At 59.4% G+C, this 15,325-nt stretch carries 14 protein-coding genes; 9 read left to right on the forward strand and 5 right to left on the reverse strand.

The features are described from left to right. Both NW849_RS11200 and NW849_RS11205 read right to left on the reverse strand, forming a co-directional pair. Nucleotides 1-2,117, reverse strand: a 2,117-nt coding sequence (locus NW849_RS11200; protein WP_414357702.1) for a DNA methyltransferase, incomplete at its 3' end; no start/stop codon positions are given. Then, nucleotides 2,114-4,966: a helicase-related protein gene (locus tag NW849_RS11205; protein ID WP_414357703.1), complete on the reverse strand. Its 2,853-nt coding sequence runs from the start codon at nucleotides 4,964-4,966 to the stop codon at nucleotides 2,114-2,116. The genes NW849_RS11205 and NW849_RS11200, both read right to left, overlap by 4 nt. A gap of 418 nt (nucleotides 4,967-5,384) precedes the next feature. Here NW849_RS11205 and NW849_RS11210 point away from each other — a divergent pair, with 418 nt between their 5' ends. The 4 genes from NW849_RS11210 (at nucleotide 5,385) to gap (ending at nucleotide 8,383) form a co-directional block, all read left to right on the forward strand. Beyond that, the gene (locus tag NW849_RS11210; protein WP_414357704.1) at nucleotides 5,385-5,720 is read left to right on the forward strand and encodes a hypothetical protein; all 336 of its coding nucleotides are present in this window, start codon (nucleotides 5,385-5,387) and stop codon (nucleotides 5,718-5,720) included. A gap of 74 nt (nucleotides 5,721-5,794) precedes the next feature. After that, nucleotides 5,795-6,613, forward strand: a complete 819-nt coding sequence (locus NW849_RS11215) for an ABC transporter ATP-binding protein (protein ID WP_414357705.1) — start codon at nucleotides 5,795-5,797, stop codon at nucleotides 6,611-6,613. Between the two features lie 76 nt (nucleotides 6,614-6,689). Further along, complete coding sequence (locus tag NW849_RS11220) at nucleotides 6,690-7,205, forward strand: Crp/Fnr family transcriptional regulator (protein WP_414357706.1); 516 nt, start codon at nucleotides 6,690-6,692, stop codon at nucleotides 7,203-7,205. Nucleotides 7,206-7,363: 158 nt separating this feature from the next. Beyond that, nucleotides 7,364-8,383, forward strand: a complete 1,020-nt coding sequence (gap, locus tag NW849_RS11225) for a type I glyceraldehyde-3-phosphate dehydrogenase (protein WP_011433307.1) — start codon at nucleotides 7,364-7,366, stop codon at nucleotides 8,381-8,383. Nucleotides 8,384-8,417: 34 nt separating this feature from the next. Here gap and NW849_RS11230 read toward each other — a convergent pair whose 3' ends face one another. Continuing rightward, nucleotides 8,418-8,978, reverse strand: a complete 561-nt coding sequence (locus NW849_RS11230; RefSeq protein WP_414357707.1) for a 2'-5' RNA ligase family protein — start codon at nucleotides 8,976-8,978, stop codon at nucleotides 8,418-8,420. Between the two features lie 420 nt (nucleotides 8,979-9,398). Between NW849_RS11230 and NW849_RS11235 the strand changes: the two genes are divergently transcribed. Beyond that, on the forward strand, nucleotides 9,399-9,848 hold the full coding sequence (locus tag NW849_RS11235) for a (2Fe-2S) ferredoxin domain-containing protein (RefSeq protein WP_414357708.1): 450 nt from the start codon (nucleotides 9,399-9,401) through the stop codon (nucleotides 9,846-9,848). On the opposite strand, the gene NW849_RS11240 is transcribed toward NW849_RS11235, so the two are convergent. Then, nucleotides 9,817-10,449: a lysophospholipid acyltransferase family protein gene (locus NW849_RS11240; RefSeq protein WP_414357709.1), complete on the reverse strand. Its 633-nt coding sequence runs from the start codon at nucleotides 10,447-10,449 to the stop codon at nucleotides 9,817-9,819. The two genes, NW849_RS11235 and NW849_RS11240, sit on opposite strands and share 32 nt — an antisense overlap. 87 nt (nucleotides 10,450-10,536) lie before the next feature. Then, the gene (locus NW849_RS11245) at nucleotides 10,537-11,247 is read right to left on the reverse strand and encodes a Uma2 family endonuclease (protein WP_414330056.1); all 711 of its coding nucleotides are present in this window, start codon (nucleotides 11,245-11,247) and stop codon (nucleotides 10,537-10,539) included. A gap of 152 nt (nucleotides 11,248-11,399) precedes the next feature. Here NW849_RS11245 and NW849_RS11250 point away from each other — a divergent pair, with 152 nt between their 5' ends. From NW849_RS11250 to groL, 4 genes are all read left to right on the forward strand, one after another. After that, the gene (locus tag NW849_RS11250; protein ID WP_414330053.1) at nucleotides 11,400-11,879 is read left to right on the forward strand and encodes a GNAT family N-acetyltransferase; all 480 of its coding nucleotides are present in this window, start codon (nucleotides 11,400-11,402) and stop codon (nucleotides 11,877-11,879) included. 11 nt (nucleotides 11,880-11,890) lie between these two features. Next, the gene (locus tag NW849_RS11255; RefSeq protein WP_414357710.1) at nucleotides 11,891-13,006 is read left to right on the forward strand and encodes an NAD(P)/FAD-dependent oxidoreductase; all 1,116 of its coding nucleotides are present in this window, start codon (nucleotides 11,891-11,893) and stop codon (nucleotides 13,004-13,006) included. Between the two features lie 88 nt (nucleotides 13,007-13,094). Continuing rightward, on the forward strand, nucleotides 13,095-13,421 hold the full coding sequence (locus NW849_RS11260) for a 30S ribosomal protein PSRP-3 (RefSeq protein ID WP_414330048.1): 327 nt from the start codon (nucleotides 13,095-13,097) through the stop codon (nucleotides 13,419-13,421). Between the two features lie 200 nt (nucleotides 13,422-13,621). Next, on the forward strand, nucleotides 13,622-15,241 hold the full coding sequence (groL, locus tag NW849_RS11265; RefSeq protein WP_414357711.1) for a chaperonin GroEL: 1,620 nt from the start codon (nucleotides 13,622-13,624) through the stop codon (nucleotides 15,239-15,241). Nucleotides 15,242-15,325 lie beyond the last annotated feature (84 nt).

Here is a 15,325-nt window from a genome sequence, read left to right on the forward strand (position 1 = left end):
TGGCCAGGAACTTCTTGAGTTTTCTCTATCTCGTCAGTGCTCTCTTTTGGCTCAAATGAAAGATCAACACAACCTAGCTTTTGGTGTTGCGGGTCTTGGCAGTAGCGGCTGTAGAGCTGCTGCTTGCGGCTAACCTCTGCCGGGGAGTTGTCTGGAATGGCTTCTAGCTTCTGTCGCTCCTGGCTAAGCTCAGCCACCACCTGGTCAGTGTCAAAAGCAAGGGAAAGCTGCCCTGTTTGCAAACTCTGGCACTCGGTGCGATTGCGCTGCTTTAGCGAGCGGGCAGCCTCCTTGGAGTCAGCGCTAACCGGGGTAAAGGCTTCATCGGGGATGCCCTTTTCCAAAATCGCCAAATCCAAGACACCCACCAGCGAATCGCCGCACTTGATGTGGTGATCCAGGAAGGTGAGGGGCTTGCCGGCGCAGTGGGCCTCCAGCCACAGGGCCACGCGGCAGAGTTCCACCGCCAGGGGGTTTTTGTCCACGCCGTAGATGCAGTGCGCCACCACATCGCGGATGGCCTCGCGGACACGCTCGGGGGCGGGTTCCTCTTCGCCGGTGCGGATCTTTGCCAGTTCCTTGCCCAACCTGCGGGCGGCAGCCAGCAGAAAGTGTCCCGATCCGCAGGCGGGGTCAAGGACGCGGAGGGAGAGCAGGGCCTGTTCGGCATCCGCCATTGGCTTGGCTTTGGCCAGCCGCTCTGCTAGAACCGGTTCCAGCGCCGAGCGGATGAGTTCTGCCACCAGCTCCGGCGGGGTGTAGTAGGAGCCGGTGCTCTTGCGCTCTGACCCGAAGGCCAACTCAAAGCGGGGGATCCTTCCCGAGGTGTCAATCTGAGGGTGGTATTCGAGCAGGCTTTCATAGACCGAGCCCAGTTCCTCCACATCCAGCGCCGCATAGTTCACGCGCCGAGGTGAGGCGGAAGCATCTTCCCGATAGTAGGATAGATGCCAAAAGGCCTCCAGCAGAGCCCGATTGCTGAGGCTGTAGGTATCTAGATCGAGGGGAGCAAAAAGCTCGCCGTTAAGAGGAGAGACCTTCAACAGGTTGGCCAGCTCTTCCTTCGAGAACACCCTCCACAGCACCCGCAAGCTGCACCAAAGATCCTCGTGTTCGGTATAGGCACTCTGCCGATCCAAAAGCCGCCGCAACCGCGTCACGCTGTAGTGATCCCGGTAGAGAGGATTGTCGCTAATCAGCCCCCGCTCCTCCGAGACCAGCAAAAACAGAAAGCGATAGACCAAGCGCAACAGTTGCCGATAGAACTCCTCTGGGGTGAGAGGCTCTGAGCTGCCGGCTTTCGGGTCGATCCGCCTCCGCAGGTCAGTGTTGTTGGAGCGCTCCAGAAAGCCGTTGGCCAAGCGCTTCAGACATTGCTCCACACCATCCCGCAGCCGATCCCGTACCCGCCCCCCCTGTTCCAAGGCGTCCCGGTAGTACTGCTCCAGCAGGCAGGTTGGGGCATCTTCAGCCCTGTGCGGCAGCCGACTGCGGTGCAGCAGCCGGTAGAGGATGGCAAAGTCGTTAAAGCGCTGCTCCTCCAGGATTTGCTGCAGGTCAAACTCGGCGTAGGCTTGGCGACGCACGAAGGTGCAATCTCGCAAAAGGCGCAGCCTCAGGCCGTTGCTCACAATGCCCCAGAGGTGATCGCTGCGGTTGAGGTACTCCTGCACCAGCGAATGGGGCGCAAGTCTTGGTCGACCGCTGGGAGCCAGACGCCCCAGCTCCTGCCGAACCCCGACAATGTGGACTGGCGGTGCATCCTCCGCCTCTCCGGCGCGATGCGAAATGGCAAACGTGGCACCGTCTATTTCGTAGGCGCGCGCGTTGTAGCGCAGCTCGTACCCCAGCAGGCTCAGAAACGGGATCAACCAGACATCGCGAGTAACCGAGGTGGCCAAGTCGCTCTCCGGCAGGCGCTCTAGGCGACGCCGGAAGATCTCCCACTGGGCGCGGGCCTCGGCAAAGACGCCGGCAATCTCATCCGTCAGGCTGCGCCGGTTGTCCAGCCCAAAGTCTTTCGGCTTCTGCCCAGTAAGCTCGCCGGCAAGGAGCTTTTCCAGCGTATCGGGGCCCAAAAGCCCCCCTTCAAGGCGTACGGCAGGGAACTGGCTCATCGCGACACCACAGGTTGCAAGACAAGGAGTCCCAGAAGATCGGGAGGAAATTGCGGCTTGACCGCCAGCCCCCGCACCTGCAGTGCCACCGCCTGACAGACGCGTTTGTGAGCAGCAGTCAGTTCGTCCGCGCGGCGGACAATTCGATCCCGGATGGCTTGTTGCAGCAAGTGCCCTGTGCCCCAGGCTTCAGGGGGATCCCTGTGCCAGTCTCCAAGGTTGCTGAGCACCCGTCGGATTAGCTCCTGCTTCTCGGCCAGAGGGGGATTGTCATCCGGCTGGGCTTCTGCCAGCAGCCGCAAGGCATCGCCGGTCTCCAGCCACTGGGGATTGCTGCCTCCCAGGCCAACATAGGCAAGCACCAGGACTTCTTCCGATAAAAGGGATCGGGCAGCAGGTTGCTCGACCAGGTAGCGTATACGCAGCAGCAGGATGGTCGTGAGTTTGGTTACGGCACGGGTGCGCAGGACGCCGCAGCGGGAGACCACCCTGCTATTGGGGCTGGGATCGTTCAAGGCTGCCTCGAAGAGGTAGCGGGCCAACGTGGCTACGAAGCGGTGGTTTCGGCCAATGTATTCCGCCCCTTCAGGCGTGGGCGAGTCGAAGCTGATGAGCCACCGACCGTCCTTGGGGGAGGGCAGGGCCAACTTGACCAGTTCAGGCAGGGTTCTGGTCGCCTCTGGAGTGATGCTCGCCCGAAAGACACCCGGTCGGTTGTCCGGGGAAACAGGCAGACCAATGCGCTCTGCTGCCGCCAGGAGGAATTCGCGCACAGCCGTGGGATCCCCTAGCACAGCATCTGTGGCCTCAACTTCCCGCTGCACTTCTTCGGGCTTGAGCGCCCGCTGGGCAAACCGGGTGCGATTGATCTGCTCGCGCTCGGCGTACTGTTGCCACTGCCGATGAAACTCTTCCACTTCTGGCACGCCAAGGTCGAGCACAAGCTGGCGTTCGGCAGACCAGCGTCCCCTGCGCAGGAAGAGGGCTTCAAGAACGGCCTGCGTGACGCTCTCGCTGGCTTCCGGCACAGGCACATGGGTGCCCAAGGCGCGGTGGATCTCCCGCGCTTTGTTGAGCAGCACCTCAAGCACCACGCCGTCTATGGGGTTGTCGCGCCCAAAAAACCGAATGACCCTGACCCGCCCGGCCTTTTGGCCGTAGCGATCTACTCGGCCCTCCCGCTGCTCCAGCCGATTGGGATTCCACGGCAGGTCGTAGTGAACGACAGCCGTAAACTTCTCCTGCAGGTTCACCCCTTCCGAGAGGCAGTCCGTTGCCACAAGCACCCGAGGACGGTTAGGTTCGATTTCGGCAATTTTCGCTTCCCGCTCATCGTCGCCCATGCGACCGGTGACCCACACCACTTGGGCTGTGGTTTCCAACGACTGGCGCAGGTGGTCTGCAAGGTACTCCGCCGTAGCGACATACCGGCACCAAAGGATGGGATGGAAGCCTTCCTTCAGCAGATCCCGCACAATCTTGATGGCCCGCTTAAGCTTGGTGTCGTCGTCCGTGCCGTAGAGTTTGTTGGCCAATTGAGCGAGTTCGCGCAGCTTGCGGCGGTCTGCTTCTTGTTCTTGCAGAGTTGCGCCGGTGGCCTCGAGAGCCAGAGTGGGCGATTCGTCGTCGGTGCGCCCTTCTGCCGACTCGAACACCAGATGCCCAAATTCCTCGGTCTCCTCTTCGGCCAGCGGTGCTCCAGCCCGATGGGTCAGCGCTGCCAGGGCTGCTGCTGGGCTGGACATAACGCAGCGTAAGAGCGCCAAAGCGCCCCAGTAACGCACCCGCCGCTGGCGCTTTTCCAAATGTTCGCCGGTGCGCACGATTTCCGAGCAAAACGCATAGGTGCGCTCGAACAGCTCACGATTCCGCTCAGAAAGAGTGTAGGTTTCATCTACAGATTCCCGCGTTGGAAAACAGGCAGTTTCTTCCCAGGTCTGAGCAATATCCCGCCGCGTGCGCTGGACGAAGTGACGAGCCAGTTTGATGCGTTGATCCTCATTGAGGGCTTGGGGATCCCAGGCCCCAAACTCAGGGCGCAGCAGTTCCAGCAAGGAACGAAAGGCGTCTTCGATACCACTGTGGGGGGTCGCCGTCAGCAGGATCAGATGTCGGTCGGGCTTTTGAGCGATGGCTTTTAGAAGGGCATGCCGTTCCTGCTGGTTCCTGCCAGGATGGGCTGCTGTTGCCCCGTGAACTTCGTCGGCAATGACTAGCTCAGGACAGAATTGCAAAAACTGGTTTCGGTTGCGCTCCGTCTTGATGAAATCAATGCTTGCCACCTGGACGGGGAAGTGTTCGTAGAGGCTGCGCCCTACCGGCGTTTGGCGCTCAAGCTGCCCGACGGTTCCGGAGCGGATGACCACCGCTTCAAGGTTGAACTTCTCCGCCAATTCCTTAGCCCATTGTTCGCACAGGTAGGGTGGGCACAGGATACAAAAGCGCCGGATTTCGCCGCGATCCAGAAGTTCTCTGGCAATCAGCAGAGCTTCGATGGTTTTGCCTACGCCAACGTCATCGGCGATAAACAGCCGCACGGGATCCAGACGCAGGGCCATCAGAAGGGGCACAAATTGGTACGTCCGTGGCCGGATGGAAATGCGCCCTAGGGAGCGAAGTGGGGTAGCCCCCTCGCGCAGCGTAAGCCGTGCAGCTTGCCAAAGCAGACGAGCGCTTGTGGCGTCGGAAACGTCCTCGGCTGTGGGCAGCGGGAAGGATGCAGGCGTGACTCGCTCAAACGGCAGGGTACCGCCCACCAGACCCATCAGTTCCCGGTGAAGGTAAACCACGTCCTCCGGGGTGCCGGTGAGGGGGCGGAGAACAATGGTCTCGTCCGTGTCTGCGGGCATCACAACCCATTCGCGGTTTCGGCAGCAGACAATCGATCCAGGATGCATGCAGCCTCCATCGGGGGCGCACTAAGATAAAGCTAAGTAGCCTCACACCCATCCCTCTTCGGCGTTGGCACGAGTAGGGCCGTGGTTTCTTTCCTAACCTACACGCAGTACCACCTGAGCTGTCAGTGGCTTCATCAGCAGGGAATCTGGGACATAGTCCGTGCTCTGGCGGAGAGAAACCACCTTTCATTATCTTTTTTGATTTTTTGATGATGTTGCTCGTCTTGCCCCACAACAGACGTGCAGAGCATAGCTTTGCAAGAGTTAGCGCCTCGGCTTGTAAGGTGGAGCGATCGGTTGTGTTAGTCTTAACTCCACAGGGAGCGATTGGGCTGCTTTTCGGCCCCGTGCTGAGTTCTAGAGTGGGCACATGAGCGACAAACAGTTGGATGATTTGCAAGAGGCCATGAGCACCGCGGGTCGCTCAATCAAGAAAGCAGCCCGACGGGGAGCCTATGAAACTGCCCAGGCCATCGGAGAGGAGCGGCGGCGCATCCGTATTCGCACCTTGGATGGCACCGACATTCGCGGCGAGGTGTTTCTGGAGGGGACGGAGTTCGAGCGACGGGTCTCCAGCTTGCTCAACGACGAGCGCACGTTTGTTCCCTTAACCGACTCAGAAATGTTTATCAATGGCCGCCGTGTTGCCCATGCGGAGTTTATCTGCGTCAACAAAAACGCCATTTCCTACGTGCTTGAGGAATAGGCACCCAGTCAGGTCTGTCAACTAACCGTTTGGTTTTTTGGGGTGGATGGCTGTTCTGACCTTTGTCTTCTTTCATGAACCCTTCCCTTGTCTCTGACGGATTACAGGCCGGTGAGGTGGGATCCCTGGTCAGCTTGCGTGGGGTTGGCAAGCGCTACCCCAGCCCGTCTGGGGAATTGGTGGCGCTGCGGGATATCAATCTGGAGGTGCAGCGGGGCGAGTTTATCGCCTTGATTGGCCCTTCCGGTTGCGGCAAAACCACGCTGCTGCGTATTTTGGCGGATCTGGAGCAGCCCAGCGAGGGATCCGTGTCCATTGCAGGACGAAGCCCCCGACAGGCCCGGCAGGAGCGGCTCTACGGCTATATTTTCCAGGCCCCGACCCTGCTGGAATGGCGCACGGCTTTGCAGAATGTGATGTTGCCGCTGCAGGTGATGCACCTCTCCAAACGAGAGCGTCAGGAGCGGGCCAAAGCGATGTTGCAGCGGGTGGGGCTGGGGAACTTTTTGCACAGCTACCCCTGGCAACTGTCTGGAGGTATGCAACAGCGGGTTTCGCTGGCGCGGGCCTTGGTCTTTGACCCCGAGCTGCTGTTCATGGACGAGCCCTTTGGGGCCCTAGACGAGATCACCCGCGAGAAAATGAACCTGGAGCTGCTGCGCCTCTGGGAGACTACCCAAAAAACCGTCTTTTTCGTTACCCACTCCATTCAAGAGGCGGTATTTCTCTCCACCAGAGTGGTGGTGATGACCCCCAACCCCGGCCAAATTGCCAAGGTGATCCCGGTAGATCTCCCCCAGCCACGCGGCTTCGAGACCTGGCGCTCCACCCGCTTCTTTGAGCTGACAGGAGCAGTGCTGGAAAGCTTAAGGGAGGTCTTCCGCCAGGACTGACCCCCTGCAAGTCAATTCCAGCAAGGGTAGGATGAGACAGAGCCGGCCTCAAGCCCCCCTTGGGATCACCGACGCGATGAGCAGCACCCGTTATCCGTTTGAGCGTGTTCGCGAGCATTTGCTCTTCCAATCCTTGGAAGATGCCGAGTGGAAGGCATTGACGGCTGCCCTGTTGCCCAGCCGCTTTTCCCCAGGCCAGGTGATCTTCCAGGAAGGGGATCCCAGTAGTGACCTGTACATGATCCTCAGTGGAGTGGTGGAGCTGCGTCGCCAGTACGTGCGACATCCGGGAGATTATTGGCTGGCCACGCTGCACGCCGGGCGCTTGTTTGGGGAACTTTCTCTGCTGACGGGGCGGCGGCGCTCCTTTACGGCAGTGAGCATGACCGAGGTGCAAACCCTACGCCTTTCCACCGAAGGGCTGATCCTGCTGCCCCTGGAAGTACAGGTGAAACTCTACCGCGCCTGGAGCCAGATCATCAGCGAGCACCTTTACTGGCTGGATAGTATGTTCACGGATCTGCTGGAGCAGCGGGGAGTAGAAAATGTAGCCTCGGCCATGGCTCTGCTGCACCAGCGCTATCCTTCTTGAAAGCGGCTCAATCCTTGCTCTGCATAGGGTTTGCAGGTGAACGTCCGCGAAGACGCCCCCCTTGGATCCCAAATTTTGTCTTCAGAATGTTCAGGGGTTGCGATATCATGTGCTAAGCAGCAGCCCCCAGGAAATTTCAAGCAGCGAGGTCAGGAGCAGTGGTCAGGGTAGCCATCAACGGGTTTGGTCGCATTGGTCGCAACTTTTTGCGCTGTTGGCTGGGTCGCTCCCAGTCCAACCTCGACATCGTCGCCATCAACGACACCTCAGACGCTCGCACGGCTGCCCACCTGCTCAAGTACGATTCCATCCTTGGGCCATTGCAGGGAGCAGACGTTGAGCCTGCAGAAAATGGTTTGGTGGTGAACGGCAAGCATATCTATGCCGTTTCCGACCGCAACCCCAGCAACCTGCCCTGGAAAGAGTGGAAGGTGGATCTTGTTATTGAAGCTACAGGTGTTTTTGTCGACTACCAGGGTGCCTCTAAGCACATAGAAGCGGGGGCCAAAAAGGTGGTGATCACCGCCCCGGCCAAGGGGGGAGACATTCCCACGTTTGTCTACGGTGTTAATCAACACACCTACGACCCGGTGCGGCACAACATTGTCAGCAACGCCAGCTGCACCACCAACTGCCTTGCCCCGATCATCAAGGTGTTGCTGGACAAGTTCGGCGTCCTCCGTGCCACCATGACCACCACCCACAGTTACACCGGCGACCAGCGGATCTTAGATGGTGGTCACCGCGATCTGCGGCGGGCCCGGGCAGCAGCATTGAGCATGGTGCCCACCACCACGGGGGCTGCCAAGGCGGTAGCTTTGGTGATCCCGGAGCTGAAAGGCAAGCTGAATGGGGTGGCGGTACGGGTTCCCACGCCCAATGTGTCTCTGGTGGACTTGGTGGTGCAGACGGAGCGGCGCGTGATTGCCGAGGAGGTAAACGCTGCCCTGAAGGAAGCCTCGGAAACCACGATGAAAGGGATCATCGCCTACTCGGATATTCCCTTGGTCTCCATCGACTACCGCGGCCACGACTGCTCAGCCATTGTGGATGCGGAGATGACCAGTGTGCTGGATGGGGATCTGGTCAAGGTCATGGCTTGGTACGACAACGAGTGGGGCTACTCCCAGCGGGTGTTGGACTTGGCGGAATACATGGCCGCTCACTGGGTGGAGTAGGCTGCTTCGGTTGGCAACCCTCTTCTGTTCCCCATTATTCCCCCATCGAGAACTGGGCAAAAACCTGCCAACGTTTGCCGTCGTGGAGGAGGAGCGTCAAAGCTGACGCTACAAACGCACTCTGGAAAGAACGCGTCTTGAACTCTGGCCAGGCGGCGCGAAAGTGGGCGGGGGTTAGGTCTCGGAAGGCCACGGTTATGTGGGGCACAAACGGACGGGCTTGAGCGGTCGTTTCTTTCCGGTTGAGAAGGAGCCCCATGTGGTGATGGGCTTGAGCTTGTAGCTGCTGCAGTTCTGGGGAGGGCACGACGTGAATAAAAATGACACGCGGCGCGAAGGCCCCAAAGCCGGATAACTGGATGGCGACGGGAGTTTGCTGCTTGGCAAAGGCCTCTAGGGATCCCGTCAAGGCTGGCAGCTCGGAACTGGGCCACTCGAACGGCGGCACCAGGGTGATGTGGGGGGGAGAGCGCAGAGCTGCTCGGCTGGCAAATTGCTCTGCAAACTCTTGCTGGATGGCCGTCACCTGCTCTTGCAGGGCCGGAGGGGGAAGCAGAGCAAGAAACAGTCGCTGCTTGGGGTTATCCATCAGCATTGGCAAGAACCTAGAGAACAGGGGCTGCCTCTAATCGCCGATTGACTGCTCGCGATAGCGGGACGGAGTCCTCACTTTGCTGAACAGTTCTGCACACCCTAAGGTACGAACGCTATGGAGCCATATCTTCCAACACCTGCCAGTATCTAGTGCTAGTATCTAGAGAGCCGGTAGGTAGCTCTGTGCTCTTGGGGTTTAAGGCCAAGTTGGTGTTGAACAACAAGCGACATACTCCAAGCTCTGGGGGAATTGACGCCTATGGAGACTCCTCTGGCGGGGTGGTAGGTCTAAAACCTACCGCTAGTCAAGGGTCGCTGAAGCAGGAAGAAAGCAACAACACTAGACAAAAGCTTAGTTTTGTTCAGTGTTGTGTAGGTCTTTCGGAGCGGATAATGCAACTGTAGCCAAGCCCAAGCCTCTATGTCGCGCCCTGCCGCTTCTTCCCCTATCCCGGATCTCCCATCGCCGACCGGATCCTCAGGTCAAAATTCCCATCCGGCCTCTATTCCAACCTATCAGTGGCACTTGTTCCTGTGTGCGGATCAAACCAAGCCCAAATGTTGTGAGAAAGCTGTGGGATTGGAAGCCTGGGACTATTTAAAATCGCGGATCAAAGAATTGGATCTGGAAATCGGGAGCGCCGGATCCCTGCGGGTGCACCGCACCAAAGCCAACTGCCTGCGGGCGTGCGACTATGCTGTTCCCGGCCCTGTGCTGCTGGTCTATCCCGGTGGGTTTTGGTACCACTCGGTCACGCCGGAGGTGGTGGAGGAGATTCTTCAAAAGCACATCTTGGGAGGGATCCCTGTTGTTGAGTATCTAGTAGCCCAAGATACCCTCAGCGCCCCTGATCCAAAAGGGCATGGATAGCCTGCACGCACTCTGCCGTCACCTGCTGCAAATCGGCCTTATCGCTGGAAGCGGGGGGGGGAATCACGTTGCCAATGCGCACCGTGATGGGGCAGAACAAACGCGGCCACCGGGATCCCTTGGGCAAGACCTTTTCCGTGCCCCAAAGGGCTACAGGCAGCAGAGGCGTTTGGGTGCGGGCTGCAACCAAGGCCGCTCCCAAGTGGGGCTGAGGAATGCGGCCATCGGGGGTACGAGTGCCATTCAAAAAGATCCCTACCGCCCATCCCTGCGCCAAAGCTGCTTCCGTGGCCCGCAGGGCAGCGCGGTCAGAGCCGCCTCTTTTGACCGGGTAGGCGCCGTAGAGCTGGATCACCTGCTTCAGCCCCGGCACCTGAAACAGCTCTTCCTTGGCCATGAAGGCCACCGGGCGGCGCACCGCATTGGCCACCAGCGGCGGATCCAAATGGCTGGCGTGGTTGCTGACGACGATGAGGGATCCCTGGCGAGGCACGTTTTCCTGCCCATAGGTGCGCCCAAAATACAGTCCCCGAAACAAGGGGTTGACCACCAGCCACTTGAGCAGCCAGTAGGCCAACCAATCCCGGCGGCGATAACCCATCTGTGAGTCCAACGATCCCTGCCACTCCGGCAGCAGTTCCCTCTCTGAGTGTAGTGGAGGGTGGGTGCTGAAGGGGATCCCTGGGCTTCAGCTCTCCAAATCGGGATCCTCACCCAAAGCCCGCAATCTTGCCGCCAGACGCTCCGCCCGTTGATGTTCTCGCTCCGCCCTTTGGCGTTCTTGCTCGGCCCGTTCCCGCTCCAACTCAGCCCGTTCATCGCCGGTCAGCAGCAACTGCCCTTGGGCATCACACCAGCGCAGCCAGCGAGCTTGTTTCCCCTCAAAAACGCCTTCCCACACCGTCAGGCCCAGCCCCACCTGTTCTAGCCAGGTCTCGGTCATTTCCGCGTAGTGGCGGCCCCGCAGTTCGAAAATGCGCAACTCCTCTGGCCCCAGCTCATGATTGGGATCGAAGACCGCGTAGTAGCTAACTCGCATCTGCTCATAACGGCTCAGCTTGCCTTCCAGCTCGTCGCCTTCGCGGTTGGAGACGATCTCGATCACCACATCCGGCGGCTTGTCAAATTGCCAGAGCAGGTAGCAACGGTTTTGCTTCTCCCACCATTGCTCCGGCACCGTGACGTCCAGGCTGAGAAAAACATCCGGCACAATCGGGGGCCGACCGATGGCGGTGTAGATGCCTACATTTGCCGCTGCTAAAAAGGTTTTGCCGCGCAAAGCGCTGTAGAGAGCCCCTGTCAAGAGGCGCTGCTGCTTTTCGGAGGCGAAATTATCCACCGGGGTATCGTCCTCCGTCACAAGGTCGGCAACGTCGGGAACCAGCAGTTCAGTATCCATGGGCAGATGGGGGTGGGGATGCCAGTGATCTTAGCCGCTCACCTCAGGGATCCTCTGCTCCCTGAGAAACAGAGAAAACAGAGTCCTCGAGCAAGCCCAGGTACAATCGAGAAAGCTTTACTTAACGATGATTTCTTTTTCTTCGCTGCTCGATGCAGATCGACATCCGTCCTGCGGAAAACTCGGACAGTGCGGCTCTGCTCCACATTTTGCAAGTGGTCTTTGCGGAGTATCCAGGCTGTGTATTGGACATCGAAGAGGTGCCGGAGTTGCTTCAGCCTGCCACAGCTTTCGCGGAGATGGGGGGATCCCTTTGGGTGGCGCAGCATCAGGATCAAGTGGTCGGCTGTGTCGGCCTTGTGCCCGATGGGATCCCTGGGCGCATGGAGCTGAAAAAACTCTACACTCTGCCCGCAGTGCGCGGTCGGGGTTTGGGTCGGCGTTTGATTGAACAGGCCGAATTTGCGGCTCGGCAGCAGCAGGCGGACTCTCTGCATCTGTGGACAGATACTCGCTTCACGACGGCTCATCGGGTTTATGAGCGGCTCGGCTATGTGCGTCTGCCGGAAATTCGTGAATTGCACGATCGCAGCAACTCTGTGGAGTATCACTACGAAAAGCGTCTCCGTTGAGGGTCGGGCTGTTGAACTGTGATGCGTTGGTGATTGGCTGTGGAGTGGTGGGCTGTGCCATTGCCTACGAATTGGCCACAGCTGGGCTGTCGGTCATTGGAGTGGATGCCGGGGAGCCGGCCTCAGGCGCCGCGGGCGCGTCGCTGGGGGTGTTGATGGGGATCTGCAGCCGCCAGCCTAGCGGGGAGGTGGTGCAGTTGCGTCTAAAAAGCCTGGAGCTGTTCGATCCCCTAATCGCGCGGCTGGAGGAAGACCTGGGCCGGAGTTTGCCCGTCAATCGGCGCGGCATTCTCAAACTCCTCAGGGAGGAGGAAGTGGAAGCTTGGCAAGAGACCCTGGCGGCCCGCCGACAAGCAGGTTACCGCCTAGATCTGCTCAGCCCTGCCGAAGTGGGATCCCTGCAGCCCGGCCTGCGCAGCGACCTGGCGGCGGCCATCTACTCTCCCCAGGATCGACAAGTCCAGCCCAAGCTCCTAACCCAGGCTCTCTTGGAAGCAGCCCAACGCAAGGGATCCCGCTTTTTCTTCCACCAGCCTGTCCAGAAGATTCAGCGCAGCTCGGATCCCCCCTTTCGCCTGCAAGCGGTTTACACCCCCGCTCTCACCCTCTCGGCAGGTCACGTCATTCTGGCGGCAGGTCTGGGCAGCTCCCCTCTGGCCAAAGAGCTGGGGTTGCAGGTGCCCCTGCAAGCGGTCAAAGGCCAGGCCCTGCGGGTCAGAGCTCCCGGGATCCCCCTGGGGCCCGTGGTCACCGACGCGGATCTGCATCTGGTTCCTTTGGGCGATGGATCCCTGTGGGTGGGGGCAACAGTGGAATTTCAGGCCCCTCATCCCGAGCCGACGCTGCTGGCGCTACAAGATCTGCTGGCCCGCGCCATCCGACTCTGCCCGGCTTTGGCCGAAGCAACTTTGTTGGATCATTGGGCCGGCCATCGGCCTCGACCAGTGGGACAGCGCGCCCCCATCCTGGGTTGGGCTCCTGGCTACGCCAATCTGCTCATTGCCACCGGCCATTATCGCAATGGAGTGTTGCTGGCCCCGATCAGCGCCGCCATCCTGCGGGACTTGGTACTGAAAGGGGAAACAGCCCTCTGTGATCTAGGGCCCTTTGCCCCCAGACAGGGCTGAGCCCGTATCCATCTTCCGGCTCTCGGCCCGCCGATGGACAGGACATATGTCAGAATGAAAGGCTGCCTGGTTAGGATCGGATCGTCCGTTGAGTAGCCCAAAGGAGAAGAGAGCCTTGCCGAAGTTCGCCCTAAAAGCCCTCTGGTTGGAAAACGATTTGGCTATTGCCGTCGATCAGGTGGTGGCCAAAAACCGCAGCCCCCTCACCCACTACTTTTTCTGGCCGCGGGATGACGCTTGGGAGCAGCTTAAGGCTGAGCTGGAAAGCAAAACTTGGATCAGCGAAGTGGATCGCATCGAGCTGCTTAACCGAGCCACCGAACTCATCAACTACTGGCAAAACGGCGGGCGCAACCGCCCCATCAGCGAAGCCCAGGCCCAGTTTCCCGACATCCTGATCGGCGGCAACTCCTAGCCCTCTCCCCCCTGTCAGCCAAAACGTGACTCTGGATCTGCCCCATCTTGCTCAGGCTCCCGTCTTTGAGCTAGATTGGCACTCGGGAGTTTAGAGTGCTAACTCCCTGCTAGCCGAGCCGGAGGATTCCTGGGAACCCCACTCCGCCTGGCAGTACCCAAAGTAGGAGCCCAGTCAGACTTACGAGGATCGCGGATTCTATGGCAAAGCGGATTCTGTTTAGAGAAGAGGCCCGCAAGGCATTGGAGCAGGGCATCAACCAACTGGCGGATGCAATCAAGGTTACGATTGGCCCCAAAGGACGCAACGTGGTCTTGGAGAAGAAGTTTGGTGCCCCCCAAATCGTCAACGACGGGGTCACGATTGCCAAGGAAATTGAGTTGGCCGATCCTTTGGAGAACACAGGCGCCCAGTTGATGCGGGAAGTGGCCTCTAAGACCAACGATGTGGCCGGAGATGGTACCACCACAGCCACCATCCTGGCCCAAAGCATGGTGCGGGAAGGGCTCAAAAACATCTCGGCGGGCGCCAACCCTGTGGCTCTGCGGCGCGGCATTGAAAAGACCACTGCCTACTTGGTGGAGCAAATTGCAGCTCATGCCAAGCCTGTGGAAGGCCGTAAAACCATCGCCGAAGTAGCCACTATCTCTGCTGGCAATGACAGCGAAGTGGGAGAGATGATCGCCAAGGCCATGGATGCTGTAGGGCGAGATGGGGTGATCACGGTCGAAGAATCCAAGTCGCTGGAAACCGAGTTGGACGTGGTGGAGGGGATGCAGTTTGACCGCGGCTACATTTCCCCCTATTTCGTCACCGACTCGGAGCGGATGGTGGCCGAGTATGAGAATGCTTATCTGCTGATTACCAGCAACAAGATCTCCAGCCTGCAAGATCTGGTGCCCATCCTAGAGCGGGTGGCCCGCGAGGGTCGGCCTCTTCTGGTCATTGCGGAGGATGTGGAGGGAGAGGCTCTGGCCACATTGGTGGTGAACCGCCTGCGGGGGGTACTCAATGCGGTGGCGGTCAAGGCTCCGGCTTTTGGGGATCGGCGCAAAGCCATGCTGGAAGATATCGCCATTCTCACCGGCGGGCAGCTCATCTCTGAGGATGTGGGCATCAAGTTGGATAAGGTCACTCTGGACATGATGGGGGTGGCCCGCAAGATCACTGTCACCAAAGACAAGACCACCATTGTGACCGATGGCAGCACCAAGGCGGCGGTGGAAAAGCGGGTGGCTCAAATTCGCAAGCAACTGGAAACCACCGATTCCGAGTACGACCGCGAGAAACTGCAAGAACGCATCGCCAAGTTAGCCGGGGGAGTGGCGGTGATCAAAGTGGGGGCTGCCACTGAAACAGAACTCAAAGATCGCAAGCTGCGCATTGAGGATGCCCTGAATGCCACCCGAGCTGCGGTGGAAGAAGGGATCGTCCCTGGCGGCGGGGCGACGCTATTGCACCTCTCCAAAGGGATCCCGGCTTTCAAGGCCAAGTTGAATGCCGAAGAACAGGTGGGGGCAGAAATTGTTTACCGAGCCTTGCAGGCCCCTCTCTTTCAGATTGCCCACAATGCCGGTCTGGAAGGGTCAGTGGTGGTGGAAAAGGTTTTGGAGAAGGAGATGCCCTTTGGCTTCGATGCCCTGAGCGGAACCTATGTGGATATGTTTGCCCAGGGGATCGTGGATCCGGCCAAAGTGGTGCGCTCAGCGCTGCAAAACGCGGCTTCCATAGCCGGAATGTACCTCACAACCGAAGCGATTGTGGTGGAAAAGCCTGAGCCCAAGCCGGCGGCTGGCTCTGCACCTAAGGGGATGATGTAGTCTTGCGAAAGTAAACTACCCGACACCCGCGCTATGCGCAGGGTGCGGGCTTTATCCCAATCCCTAGCGGCCCCAGAGGACAGC

Source organism: Synechococcus sp. R55.3, from assembly GCF_047461975.1.
Taxonomy (GTDB): Bacteria; Cyanobacteriota; Cyanobacteriia; order Thermostichales; family Thermostichaceae; genus Thermostichus.